At 73.0% G+C, this 12901-nt stretch carries 10 protein-coding genes; 7 read left to right on the top strand and 3 right to left on the bottom strand.

Annotation, left to right across the window (positions count from 1 at the left end):
• Window position 1 precedes the first annotated feature (1 nt).
• Complete coding sequence (locus ACGFNI_RS27525) at window positions 2-547, top strand: FHA domain-containing protein (protein ID WP_393687350.1); 546 nt, start codon at window positions 2-4, stop codon at window positions 545-547.
• Between the two features lie 35 nt (window positions 548-582).
• Here ACGFNI_RS27525 and otr(A) read toward each other — a convergent pair whose 3' ends face one another.
• Window positions 583-2592, bottom strand: coding sequence for a tetracycline resistance ribosomal protection protein Otr(A) (gene otr(A), locus ACGFNI_RS27530; RefSeq protein ID WP_393687351.1), 2010 nt, complete (start codon window positions 2590-2592; stop codon window positions 583-585).
• A 324-nt stretch (window positions 2593-2916) separates the two neighbouring features.
• Window positions 2917-5106 carry a glycogen debranching protein GlgX gene (glgX, locus tag ACGFNI_RS27535; protein ID WP_393687352.1) on the bottom strand — a complete coding sequence of 730 codons (2190 nt, stop codon included), beginning with the start codon at window positions 5104-5106 and terminating at the stop codon, window positions 2917-2919.
• A 622-nt stretch (window positions 5107-5728) separates the two neighbouring features.
• On the opposite strand from glgX, the gene ACGFNI_RS27540 reads away from it, so the two are divergent.
• From ACGFNI_RS27540 to ACGFNI_RS27550, 3 genes are all read left to right on the top strand, one after another.
• Window positions 5729-6982, top strand: coding sequence for an SAV2148 family HEPN domain-containing protein (locus tag ACGFNI_RS27540; RefSeq protein WP_393687353.1), 1254 nt, complete (start codon window positions 5729-5731; stop codon window positions 6980-6982).
• Window positions 6983-7083: 101 nt separating this feature from the next.
• The gene (locus ACGFNI_RS27545; protein WP_393687354.1) at window positions 7084-7806 is read left to right on the top strand and encodes an exonuclease domain-containing protein; all 723 of its coding nucleotides are present in this window, start codon (window positions 7084-7086) and stop codon (window positions 7804-7806) included.
• A 98-nt stretch (window positions 7807-7904) separates the two neighbouring features.
• Complete coding sequence (locus ACGFNI_RS27550) at window positions 7905-8363, top strand: NUDIX domain-containing protein (RefSeq protein ID WP_393687355.1); 459 nt, start codon at window positions 7905-7907, stop codon at window positions 8361-8363.
• A 54-nt stretch (window positions 8364-8417) separates the two neighbouring features.
• Here the strand turns inward: ACGFNI_RS27550 and ACGFNI_RS27555 are convergent, their stop codons facing one another.
• Window positions 8418-9308, bottom strand: a complete 891-nt coding sequence (locus ACGFNI_RS27555) for an aminoglycoside phosphotransferase family protein (protein ID WP_393687356.1) — start codon at window positions 9306-9308, stop codon at window positions 8418-8420.
• A 401-nt stretch (window positions 9309-9709) separates the two neighbouring features.
• On the opposite strand from ACGFNI_RS27555, the gene ACGFNI_RS27560 reads away from it, so the two are divergent.
• The 3 genes from ACGFNI_RS27560 to ACGFNI_RS27570 are packed head-to-tail and all read left to right on the top strand — an operon-like array spanning window position 9710 to window position 12872.
• Complete coding sequence (locus ACGFNI_RS27560) at window positions 9710-10651, top strand: carbohydrate ABC transporter permease (protein WP_393687357.1); 942 nt, start codon at window positions 9710-9712, stop codon at window positions 10649-10651.
• Complete coding sequence (locus tag ACGFNI_RS27565) at window positions 10648-11538, top strand: carbohydrate ABC transporter permease (protein ID WP_393687358.1); 891 nt, start codon at window positions 10648-10650, stop codon at window positions 11536-11538. The genes ACGFNI_RS27560 and ACGFNI_RS27565 overlap by 4 nt, the downstream gene beginning before the upstream one ends.
• Window positions 11538-12872 (top strand): ABC transporter substrate-binding protein, encoded by a 1335-nt coding sequence (locus tag ACGFNI_RS27570; RefSeq protein WP_393687359.1) that lies wholly within the window; start codon window positions 11538-11540, stop codon window positions 12870-12872. The genes ACGFNI_RS27565 and ACGFNI_RS27570 overlap by 1 nt, the downstream gene beginning before the upstream one ends.
• The last annotated feature ends 29 nt before the right edge of the window (window positions 12873-12901 follow it).

The following is a 12901-nucleotide window of genomic DNA, read 5'->3' on the forward strand; positions in this document are numbered from 1 at the left end:
CATGACTTCGCTCGAGTTCCCCGCGCGGCCGGCGCGCCCGTCGGACGCGGACCGGGAACGTGCGCTGCACCTGTTGCGGGAGGGCGCGGCGGAGGGGCGGCTTTCCCAGGACACCTTTCTGCGGCGGCTCGAACTGGTCCTCACCGCCCAGGAGTGTTCCGAACTCTCCCTGGCGACGGCCGACTTGGAGAGTCGCGGCAAGGTCCAGGGTGCGGTGCTGCGGATGGTGGGCCGGGCGTCGGCCTTCCACCTCAGGGTCCGCCGGGCGTGGCGCACGGAGCGGCTGCCCAAGCTGATGCTCCCGCCGCCTGGCCCCATCCCGCTGACGATCGGCCGGGCGCCAGGCGTCGGCCTGCGGCTCAACCACGAGACGGTGTCGCGGTCCCACGCCGAGCTGCGCAGCGAGGGCAAGGGCTGGATGCTCCGCGATCTCGGTTCGACCAACGGCACCTGCGTCAACGGCCGCCGGGTGGTGGGCGAGGTGCCCGTGGGGCCCGGCGACCACATCATGTTCGGACATGTGGATTACGTCCTGACGGAGCGCTGAGCGGGCCGCCCACGGCACCTCTGGGACGGCCCCGCTCAGCCGCCCGTGAACCCGCCCGGCAGGGACACCCCGGCCGGCAGCGGCCGGTCCCCCGACGGGTGCGAGGTCCACCGCCCCTCACCCCGGGTCAGCCCCGGCAGCAGTTCCTCGCAGGCGCGGACCCGGCGGGCCGGAAGGACCCCGGACACCAGCCAGCGGTCCCGGCCGCCGGACGTCTCGCGGATGTCCGCGCCCTGCGCCGCCAGCCGCGCGCAGACCGCCGCGAGCGCATCGGGCGGCACCTCCGCGTCGAACGCGTGATACGGCTCGTGGACGCGGGTGCCCGCCCGCCGCAGCGCGCTGCGCAGCACCTGCGCGGTGGCCGTACGGAAGTCTCCTGCGCAGCTCAGCGGGCCGACGAACCCCGAACGTGTCAGCACCACCCGGCAGTCGGTCACCGCCCAGCCGTGCGGCCCGCGGCGCAGGCCGTCCAGCACGCTGTCCTCGACGGCCTGGTGGAAGGCGTGCGGCAGGGCGCCCAGTTCGGTCTCGTAGGCGAAGACGGGGCCGGAGCCGGGGGCGCCGGGCTCGACCCGCAGGCCGACGGTGGCCCAGGGGCCGTCGTGGTCGCGCCGGGCGATCTCGTGGCAGGACTCGCCGGTCCCGGTGGGGCGTTCGGTGCACACCACCCGGCTCGGCGTGAAGTCGGCGGCGATGCCGTGCTCGTCGTGGAGCGTGGCGGCGATGATCTCCTTCTGCACCTCGCCGTGCAGCAGCAGCGAGGTCGCCCCGCCGTCGGCGGCGCGGATCTGGAGCAGCGGGTTCTGGTCGGCCAGCGCCAGCAGCGCGCCGCGCAGCGCCGCGGCGTCGGCCGGGCGGCGGGCCCTGACCAGGGTCTCCAGCGTCGGGGCGGGGAACAGCCGCCCCCCGTCGGCTCGTTGACCTCCGGTATCGGGTGCGTCAGCGGGGCCCAGCACATCGCCGGTACGGATCCCGGGCAGGCCGCGCAGCACCGCGATGTTGCCCGGGGTGAGCGGGCCGCGTGCGCCGGGCGGTGCGCCGACGACGTCGAGGGCGGTGATCCGGCCGGTCAGGGTGGTGCGGGTGCCGTCCGGGCCGGTGCGGTGCAGGGCGATCCGCTGGCGGGGCCGCAACTCGCCGTCGTAGAGCCGCACATGGGCGGTCCGTTCGCCGTGCGGCGGCTGCGTGACGGCGAACACCGTGCCGTGCGGCAGGCCCGTGCCGCCCACCGGGGCCGGCGGGATCAGCCTGGCCATGCCGTCGATGAGCGCGCCGACGCCCTGGCCGCCGAGCGCCGAACCGAAGTACACCGGGTGCACCGTGCCGTCGGCGGTCCTGGCGGCCAGCGCCGCCCGCACCTCCCGGACACCGGGCGGCGGGCCGTCGACGACCCGTGCCAGCAGCCCGTCGTCGGCCTCCGCGACCGTCTCGGCGAGGCGTTCGCATGCCGCCGGATCGTCCGGGCCGCAGGCCGTCACCCGGGCCCGCGGCGTCCCGGCACCCTCGACGGCGGCCATCGGGACCGGGACAGGGACGAGGGCGCGGCGGATGTCGGTGAGCAGCTCCGCGTCGCGCGCGCCCGCCCGGTCGATCTTGTTGACGAAGAGCAGGGTCGGCAGCCGCAGCCGCCGCAGGGTCCGCATCAGGACGCGGGTGCCGGCCTGTACGCCCTCGACGGCGGACAGCACCAGGACGGCGCCGTCGAGCACGCCGAGGGCGCGTTCGACCTCGGCGATGAAATCGGAGTGCCCCGGGGTGTCGATGAGGTTGATCCGGACGTCGCCGACGGTGAAGGAGGCGACGGCCGCGCGGATGGTGATGCCGCGCCGCCGCTCCAGCTCGCCGGTGTCGGTACGGGTGTCACCCGCGTCGACGCTGCCGAGGCGTGTCAGGACGCCGGTGTCGAAGAGCAGCCGCTCGGTGAGGCTGGTCTTGCCCGCGTCGACGTGCGCCAGAATCCCGATGTTCAGGGTGTGGCGGACGGGGCCGGAGGGGCCTGCGAGCGTGGTGTCACCGGAGCACGGGGTGGTCTTCCTGAGGTGCATGAGTGGTCGGGTCCTCGAAAACTGTCGTCAGGTCAGGGCGCTGAGAAGCTCCGAGGAATCCGCGCATGACGATGCTCCCGAGGTGTGACGAGACGACAGGTACCCGCGATGTTCGCCTGACGGCAGCGGTCGGCGCAACCGGATTTCCGCCGCCCGGCGCGCACCGCAACCCCCGCCTCCCGCTGACGACTTGTCGCTTCCTCCGACGCGGGGTGCCACCGGGCCGTCCGCCTTCGTACGTCCCGCCGCTGGGGCCCGGCGGCGGGGGACCGGAGGCCGGCCGACGCGGACCGGTCCCGTCCGTGAGCGGCGGCCGGCCGTGCGTCAGGTGGGGCGCTGCAACACCAGCAGGCTCCGGCCGCTGAGCGCCAGACGGTCGCCCGCCTTGACCCGGGCGCCCGAACCGTCGGCGACCGTCCTGGGCCTGGCGGTGTCGACCACGATCCGCCACTGCCGCCCGTGGTGCACGGGGACCGTGAACTCCTTCTCGTGCGCGTGGGCGTTGAACATCAGCAGGAACGAGTCGTCCACGATCTGCTCGCCCCGGGGTCCTGGCTCCGAGACCGAGCTGCCGTTGAGGAACACCGTCAGGGACTTGGCGTGCGCCGACTGCCAGTCGCGCGGTCCCATCTCCGCGCCGCTCGCGGTGAACCAGGCGATGTCGGACAGCGCGTCACGAGTGCCCTCCACCGGGCGCCCCTGGAAGAACCGCCGGCGCCGGAAGACGGGGTGGTCGCGGCGCAGCCGCACCAACTGCTGGACGAACGCCGCCAACTCCCGCTTCCCGTCGTCCTCCCCGTCACCCGCCGCATCGCAGGAACCGCCGGCATCCGACGCCTCCCCGCCCTCCCGCGTCCCTCCGTCACCACCGGGCCAGTGCACCCACGACACGTCGTTGTCCTGGCAGTACGCGTTGTTGTTGCCGCGCTGGGTGCGCCCGAACTCGTCGCCGTGGCTGAGCATCGGCACGCCCTGCGACAGCATCAGGGTGGCGATGAAGTTCCGCGTCTGGCGGGCCCGCAGCGCGCGGATGCCGGGATCGTCGGTCGGGCCCTCGGCGCCGCAGTTCCAGGACCTGTTGAAGCGTTCGCCGTCCCGGCTTTCCTCGCCGTTGTCCTCGTTGTGCTTGTCGTTGTACGCCACCAGGTCGTGCAGCGTGAACCCGTCGTGGCAGGTCACGAAGTTCACCGAGGCGATGGGCCGCCGGCCGTCGCCCTGGTAGAGGTCGGAGGAGCCGGTCAGCCGGGAGGCGAACTCGGCCAGCGTGCGCGGCTCGCCCCGCCACAGGTCCCGCACGGTGTCCCGGTACTTGCCGTTCCACTCCGTCCACAACGGAGGGAAGTTGCCCACCTGGTAGCCGCCCTCGCCGACGTCCCACGGCTCCGCGATCAGCTTCACCTGGCTGACGACCGGATCCTGCTGCACCAGGTCGAAGAAGGACGACAGCCGGTCCACCTCGTGGAACTGCCGGGCCAGCGTCGCCGCCAGGTCGAACCGGAAGCCGTCGACGTGCATCTCCTGCACCCAGTAGCGCAGCGAGTCCATCACCAGCTGGAGGACGTGCGGGCTGCGCATCAGCAGGGAGTTCCCGGTGCCCGTGGTGTCCGTGTAGTGGCGCCGGTCATCCGCGAGACGGTAGTACGAGGCGTTGTCAAGACCCCGGAAGCACAGCGTCGGGCCCAGGTGGTTGCCCTCCGCCGTGTGGTTGTAGACGACGTCGAGGATCACCTCGATCCCGGCGCGGTGCAGCGCCCGCACCGCCGTCTTGAACTCCAGCACCTGCTGCCCGCGGTCCCCCGATGAGGCGTAGGTGTTGTGCGGGGCGAAGAACCCGATGGTGTTGTAGCCCCAGTAATTGGTGAGCCCGGCGTCCACCAGCCGGTGGTCCTGGACGAACTGGTGCACCGGCATCAGCTCCAGGGCCGTGATCCCCAGCTCCGTCAGGTGGCCGATGACCGCGGGGTGCGCCAGCGCCGCGTAGGTGCCGCGCAGCTCGTCCGGGAGATCGGGGTGGCGCATCGTCAGGCCCTTGACGTGCGCCTCGTACAGCACCGTCTCGTGATACGCGGTGCGCGGCGGCCGGTCGTCGCCCCAGTCGAAGTACGGGTTGACGACCACGGATGCCATGGTGTGCGGCGCCGAGTCCAGGTCGTTGCGGGTATCGGGCTGCCCGAAGTGGTAGCCGTAGACCGCTTCGTCCCAGTCGGTCCGGCCGCTCATCGCCCGCGCGTACGGGTCCAGGAGCAGCTTCGCGGGGTTGCAGCGGTGCCCGCGGGACGGCTCGTAGGGGCCGTGCACCCGGAAGCCGTAGCGCGCTCCCGGCATCACCCCGGGAAGGTAGGCGTGCCGCACGAAGGCGTCGGTCTCCCGCAGTTCGACGGCGGTCTCCGAACCGTCGTCGTGCAGCAGACACAGCTCGATGCGCTGCGCGGCTTCGGAGAACACCGCGAAGTTGGTGCCGGCGCCGTCATAGGTGGCGCCCAGCGGATACGTCTGTCCCGGCCAGACCTGCATGCGTAGTCTCTTCCACCTTCGTCGGGGACTTCGGCCACTCCACGACACGCGTCCGCGGAACGCATCGGCATCCTTCCCCACCGTGCTGCTCGAAGGCGGCATGTCGCACAATCTTCGCCGAAAGGTGGGCAAACGCGGCGTCATATGGGGCCGTAGTCCGCGGCGTACCGGCCGTTTCGTGGAGGGTGCGTGCGTCTCCTGTGACGGATGTGGAACCGCATACCGCGTACGGGGGCATTCCACCAGTACCTCTCCGGCCAATCACAGACCGACGCACGGCCGACCGTGTCCCCTGGCCGGGTCAACGCCAGGCCGCGAAACCACTCCATCGCGTGGGCCGGACACGCACTCCCGGCACCTCGCGCACGGCGCCGACCAGCGGCGCTGCCGGACGGCGGCGCGGCTCCCGGCCTGGCGTCACACGGAGTCGCCGGGGCGGCGCCACGGCGTCATCGGGGTGAAACCGATATGAATCCGCTCACGCCCGCCGTGCCCGCCGGGTACAAGAGGCAGTCAGAATAAGGGGAGTTGGTGGACGACTCGACCCATCCTGCTGCACCGCCCCCCGTGCCGCAGTAGTCTGCCTTGATCGTTGGCACGGAGGTTCGGAAGGCGGTGGCAGGTGAGCGGCGGGCTGGAGTTGCCCCCTGGTGACGAGGGTCACGAGGGCCATGAGGGCGGCTCCGTCGACGTACCGCCCGGCACGGTGTCCCTGGCGCGGCCCCTGGAGATCGGCGCGGAACTGGACTGGGGCGCCGACGCCTGGACCGAGGTGCGCACCCGCGCCCGGCGGGCCGGTCGCGCCTACATCTGGCTGAATCTCGTCGAGCAGCGACTGCGAGCCGTCGTCGCTGCGGTGCTGCGCCCCATCTACGAGCCGGTGCACGGCGACGAGTGGGTGATCGCCGCGGCCGGGCCCGCAGGCCAGGAATGGGTCCAGCGCGCGGTGGCGGTCCGTGAGGTCAGCCGCCGCAAGGGCTATCTCCTCGACCCGGCCGACGACAACATCGTCAGCTTCCTGACCCTCCCGCAGCTGCGTGAGCTGATGGTGCAGCACTGGCCCTGCTTCGAGCCGTACTTCGACGACCGCCGCGAGGTCGAGCTGGCGCTGGACGAGTTGGAGGTCGCCCGCAACATCGTCTCCCGCAACCGCGCGCTCTCCGAGACCGTCCTCGCCCAGGCGGAGCGCGCGTCCGCCCGGCTGCTGGACATACTCGGCTCCGGAATCGGCACCCGCAGTTCGGGCCGGCTGCCCATCGACGCCGTCGAAGACCTGGTGGGCGACCGCTACGCCGACGTCGTCGGGGTGCACGCCGACCGGGTGCGGCTCCAGCGCCAGCTGCCCGCCGAGGACCTCTTCGGGGGCGCCCGCCGGCTCGACGCGGTGGGGATAGGTCTGAACCTCCTCGTCCAGAACTACTCGGGCCGGCGCCTGGTCAGGCTCGCCGAGTCGGGCTGCCGCATCCGCCTGCTCTTCCTCAACCCCGCCAGCAGCGCCGTCCGCCGCCGCGAGCGCGAAATAGGGCTGAAGAAGGGCGAGATGAGCCGCTCCATCGAGATGAACATCCTGCACATGCGGCGGGTACGGGCCCGCCTGCGCGACCCGGGCGCCTTCGAGATCCAGGTCTTCGACGAGACCCCGCGCTTCACCGCCTACCTGGTCGACGGCGACGGGCCCGACGGCCTGGCCGTCGTCCAGACCTACCTCCGCAGGAGCCGCGGCATGGAGTCCCCGGTCCTCGTGCTGCGCGGCGGCGGGCGCGAGGTGGTCAGGCAGGCCGCGGCCAGGGAGGGCGGCGACGGCGAGGCCGGGCTGTTCGAGACCTACCGCGAGGAATTCGAGAGCGAGTGGGCGGACTCCCGGCCGGTCTCCTGACCGGCGGCGCCGGCCCGTGGGCGGCGGGCGCCGGGCCGGTTGTCAGTGCCGCATGCGAGAGTGTGCGAGCAACGGGGGACGCACCACCGAAGGAGGCCGCCATGAGCTGGCATCAGGACGTATTGGTCAGTTTCGATCTGGAGACCACAGGCACCGACGTCGAGCGGGACCGCATCGTCACGGCGGCGCTCATCCGGCTGGAGGGCGACGGACGGGCGGCGGCCCAGCAGACCTGGCTGCTCGACCCCGGTGTGCCGGTACCGGACGAGGCGGCGGCCATTCACGGCATGTCGACCGCCTACGTCCAAGAGCACGGCGCACCTCCGGCGACGGCCATAGAGGAGATCACCGAATCCCTCGCGGACGCGCTGCGCGCCGGCATCCCGCTGGTGGTGATGAACGCCAGATACGACCTCTCGCTGCTGGACCGCGAATGCCGCCGGCACGGCCTGCGCACCCTGACCGAACGCCTCGGGCACACCCCCGCGCCGGTGATCGACCCGCTGATCCTCGACAAGCACGTCGACCGCTTCCGCAAGGGCAAGCGCGCCCTCCAGGCACTCTGCGGCCACTACGGCGTCCCGTTGAACGCCGCACACGAAGCGGGCGCGGACGCCGCGGCGGCGGCCGGAGTCGCGCGCCGGATCGGCGAGAAGTACCCCGCCGTCGCGGGCCCCTCGCCCCGCGCGCTGCACTCCCTCCAGGAGACCGCCGCCGCCGAACAGGCCGCCGACTTCCAGGCGTATCTGCGGCGCTCCGGCAATCCCGGGGCGATAGTCGAGGCGGCCTGGCCGCTGATTCCCTACCAGAGGACGCACGGCTGAACCGGCCCCAGGGGAGCGGAGGTACGGCCGTGGGCCGGATCCCTCCCGGCCGGCGTCCCGCCCCTCCCCGCAGGGCGTCGGTGACGGAAAATGCCGGGATGACCCGTCCCAGAATCCGTGTCGCCGCCTACGTGATCCGGCAGCGCGCCGTCCCCGCCCTTCTCGTGTTCGACCACGTCGGCATGCCGGAGGCCGGTACCCAGGTCCCCGCGGGGGGCGTCGCACCGGGCGAGGAGCAGGCGCAGGCCGTCCTGCGGGAGGTCGCCGAGGAGACGGGGCTGCTGACCGCCAGGGTGATCCGGCAGCTCGCCGTGGAGGACAAGCCGCACCCCGGCACGGGACAGCCGCGCAGGACCGCATTCTTCTTCCTGCAAGTGCCGGTCGATGCCCCCGATGCCTGGGAACACCGGGTCGGCGGCGAAGGAGACGATGCCGGGATGACGTTCGCCTGCCGCTTCAGGCCGCTCCCCCTGGAACAGCCGCTGGCCGACGCCCAGGGCGCCTGGCTGGGCCGCATCGACCCGCTCTGGACCACCGCCACCGGCGGCAACCGGTAGCCGGGCGCCGGGCGTTCACCACTGCCCGCCGTCGCGGCGCCGCCGCGCGCCGGATCAGAAGGGGTACCACCGCACGGTCGCGTCCTTCTCCCGCAGGGAGGCGATGCGGCGGGTGAACTCCTTACGGGCGGCCGGGTTGCCCGGCGCGTGCTGGGAGACCCAGGCACAACTCGCCGTCTCCCGGGAGCCGCGCAGCACCGCGCAGCCCTCCCAGTCCCGCACGTCCCAGCCGTAGACCGAGACGAAGGTGTCGTACGCATCGGCCGCCAGACCGTAGCGGTCGCGGCTCAGCGCCATCACGACGAGGTCGTGCTCCCGAAGGTCGGACGAGAAGGTTTCCAGGTCGACCAGGACCGGCCCGTCGGGGCCGACGTGGACGTTACGGGTCAGCGCGTCGCCGTGGATGGGGCCGCGGGGCAGGTGCGGCTCCAGCGCACTGGCGGCCGTGGCGAACGCGTCCCTGCGGCCCCGCAGATATTCCGCGTCCTGCGGGGAGACCGCGTCGCCCGCCAGCCGGAGCCAGCGCTCGACGCCGCCCAGGAGTTCGCGGCGCGGCAGCGGGAACGGCGGTTCCGGCAGGGCGTGCACCGCCCGCAACAGGGCGGCCAGATCGCCGGTGGCCGCGGGCCTGACGGCATCGGGCAGCCGCCGCCAGTACGTCACGGGATGCCCGTCGGACAGCTGCGCCACCGGCTCGGCGGCCCGGACGGCGGGTACCCCGGCGTCCTCCAGCCAGTGGGCCACGGCGAGTTCACGTTCGGCGCGCTCCAGGAGTTCGGCGCTGCGGCCCACCCGGATGACGGGGCCGCTGTCGCCGAGCGCGAAGACGGCGTTCTCGCCGAGCGAGAGCAGCCGGGCGTCCGCCGCGGCTTCCGGCCGCCCGGCGGCGGCCAGGACGGCACGGGCGCGCGCCTCGGTGAAGGCGCCGGGGCTCGGTTCGGTCATCGTGCTGCCTCCTGCGGTGCGTGATCGTGACCAGTCTCGCAGGTCCGGGCATCCACCCAGGTGGGGAGATCCTTCACGGAATCCGGCCGGACGCTTGACTGCGGGTGCGCCCCTCACGACGATGACGGCGGCTGCCTGCCCCCGAATCCCTTCCGTACGGCCGCGCCGCCGAAGGGAGACGCGGTACGCAGGACCGCACCGGGACTCCCGGTACGCGAGCGAGCAGCACACGGGCAGGGGCGCCGCCGCGCGAACGGGCAGGCGGCGGCCACCGGGGGAACGGGAGGGGGAGCCGTGACGGCAGCAGCGCTGACGGCCCGAAGGACCCGCGCGGCGGGCCCGGGGCGGCGCCCGGCGTCCCCGTGGCACCGGACCGCGACGCGTACCGAAGAGGCCCCGCCGTGACCTTCGTGACCGCGCCACGGCGGTCCACCGTAAGGGGCGCAGGCCGCAGCGGCGCGCGGCGCGCGGACCACGGCGCGTGGTTCCTCGTGCTGCCCGCGCTGCTCCCCATCCTGGTGCTGAGCGTCGGCCCGCTGCTCTACGGCATCGGGCTGGCGTTCACCGACGCGCAGTCGGGCCGTACCCGCTCCGCCCGGTGGACCGGGCTGCTCAACTTCTCCGACCTCCTCCACGACACGCTGTTCTGGGAGTCGTTCCGCATCGGGCTGCTGTGGGCCGTCGGCGTCACCGTCCCGCAGTTCTTCCTGGCGCTCGGCCTCGCGCTGCTGCTCAACCTCGAACTGCGGATGCGCTGGCTGGCCCGCGCGCTGGCGATCATCCCGTGGGCGATGCCCGAGGTGGTCGTGGGCATCGTGTGGCGGCTGGTGTACCACCCGGACGCCGGGATCCTCAACGAAACGCTGCGCAGTCTCGGGCTCTTGGGCGCCACCGGCGGCCGGGACTGGCTGAGCGGGCTGGCCACCGCGCTGCCCGCGGTCATCGTCGTCGGCGTCTGGGCCGGGATGCCGACGACCACGGTCTCCCTGCTGGCCGGGCTGCAGAACGTCCCCCAGGAACTGCACGAGGCCGCCGCGATGGACGGCGCGGGCGCCTGGCGCCGGTTCCGCACGGTCACCTGGCCCGCCCTGCGCCCCGTCGCGCTCGCGGTCACCGCCCTCAACTTCATCTGGAACTTCAACTCCTTCGCGCTGGTCTACGTCCTGACCGACGGCGGTCCCGGCGGCCGTACCCGGCTGCCGATGCTGTTCGCCTACGAAGAGGCGTTCCGCTACGGCCAGTTCGGGTACGCCGCGGCGATGGGGCTCGCGATGGTCGCGGTGATCTCGGTCCTGCTGGCCGTCTATCTGGCGGGCCGGCTCAAGGGGGAGGACGCGGCATGAGCCGGACGGCGGGAGCGCGTGACGCGGCCAGGGGCCGCCCTCGGCGCGCGACGAGCCGGGCCGTCCGGGGCGCTCGGGCCGCCCAGTACACAGCGCTCCTGGGCTACCTCCTCTTCCTGGCCTTCCCGTTCCTGTGGCTGGTCTCCACCGCCTTCAAGCCGCCGCGCGAGCTGGCCCGCGCCCATCCCGCCTGGATCCCGGACGCGCCCACTCTGGAGAACTTCCGGCGGGCTTTCGACGAGCAGCCGCTGCTGCCCGCAGCCGCCAACAGCCTGCTCGCCGCCGCGGTTTCGGCGGTGGTCGCGATCGTGCTCGCGACTCCGATGGCGTACGTGCTCGCGCGCTACCGCAACCGCTTCTCCCGGGCGGCCACAGGGTGGGTGGTGATCAGCCAGGCGTTCCCGCTGGTGCTGGTGATCATCCCGTTGTTCCTGATCCTCAAGTACCTCCAACTGGTGGACTCCCTGGGCGGTTTGATCCTGGTCTACGTCGTGTGGTCGCTGCCGTTCGCCCTGTGGATGCTCACCGGATACGTCCGGGCGGTGCCACCCGAACTGGAGGAGGCGGCGGCCGTGGACGGCGCGGGCCGGCTCCGTACGCTGGTGTCGGTCACCGCGCCGCTGCTCATCCCCGGCATCGTCGCCACGGCGCTGTTCGCCTTCGTCACCGCGTGGAACGAGTTCTTCTTCGCGCTGGTCCTGCTCAAATCCCCCGGGAAACAGACCCTCCCCGTGGTGCTCACCCACTTCATCGGGGCCGAGGGCGTCGCCGACCTCGGCCCGCTCGCCGCCGCCGCGCTCCTCGCCACCCTCCCCGGTCCGGTCCTCTTCGCCGCCATCCAGCGGCGGATCACCGGCGGGATGCTCGCCGGGGCGGTGAAGAGCTGATGCGCGGACAGCTTCCCGCCGTGGCCGCCGCACCCCGGCCCGGCATCGGCCGCAGAGGGCTGCTCACGGCCGCCGCCGCGCTGCCCGCCGCGGCCCTGACGGCCGGCTGTTCCGGTGGGGCGCCACCCGCGCGGGGCGGCCGGATCACCCTGCGCTTCCAGTCGCTCGCCTGGCAGCAGGACTCGGTCAGGACGAACAAGAAGCTGGTCGCGGACTGGAACGCCCGGCACCCCGACGTCCGCGTGGAGTACGTCCAGGGCTCCTGGCCGACCGTCCACGACCAGTTGCTGACCTCCTTCGAGGGCGGCGAGGCGCCGGACATCATCCACGACGCGTCCGACGACCTCGCGGACTTCGCCTACGGCGGCGACCTCGCCGACCTCACACCGCTGCTGCCCGACCGTCTCCGGCGTGACATCCCGCGGCACAGCTGGGCCGCCGGCACCTTCGACGGGCGGGTGTACGGCGTCCCGTTCCTCCAGGAGCCGCGGGTGCTGCTCGCCAACCGCGCCCTGCTGCGGCGCTCCGGGGTGCGCCTTCCCGACGCCCGACACCCCTGGACCTGGGACGAGTTCGCGGCGGCGGCCGGGCGGCTGACCCGAGGTGACACGTACGGCGTGGCCTGGCCGCTGAAGGAACCGGTCTCCGTGACCCTCAATCTCGCGCTGTCCACCGGGGGCCGGGTCTTCCACCGCCACCCCGGCGGCAAGGTGGAGATCCGGTTCGACGCCACCGACCGGGTGGTGCCCCGGCTCATCCACGACCAGCTGAACGTCGACTGCAGCGCGTCCCGTTCCACTCTGGGGATGGGCGGCGCGGACACCCTGCCCGGCTTCTTCGCGGGCCGTTACGCGATGGTGCCGCTCGGCTTCTCGTTCCGTCAGCAGATCGCCCAGCAGGCGCCGGGCGGCTTCGAGTGGACGGTCCTGCCCGCGCCCAGGGGCAGCACGACGGACCAGGGCGTCAGCCCGCAGACTCTGTCGGTGGCCGAGCGCTGTCCGCACAAGGAGGAGGCGATGGCCTTCATCGACTTCCTCCTCAGGCCGTCGAACACGGTGCGGCTGGCCCTGGGGGACTGGCTGCTGCCGACGGGGCGGAAGGCCCTCGCGGACCCGGCGCTGCGGGTCTCCCGTCACGACTGGGCGACCGGCACCGCGCTCGCCGGCTCGCTGCGCCCCGCCCCCGCGCAGTCCGTCCGCGGCTACCCGGAGTGGAAGGACAAGCTCGCGACGCCGGGCCTCCAGGAGTACTTCAGCGGCGGGATCGACGAGGACACCCTGTGGGGGCGGCTGGTCGATGACGGGAACCGGGTGCTGGCGCGCTATCAGCGGTGAACGCGGGCCCGGCGGGCGGCGGATGAACG

The organism is Streptomyces sp. NPDC048644 (assembly GCF_043199105.1).
In the GTDB taxonomy this organism is placed as follows: domain Bacteria; phylum Actinomycetota; class Actinomycetes; order Streptomycetales; family Streptomycetaceae; genus Streptomyces.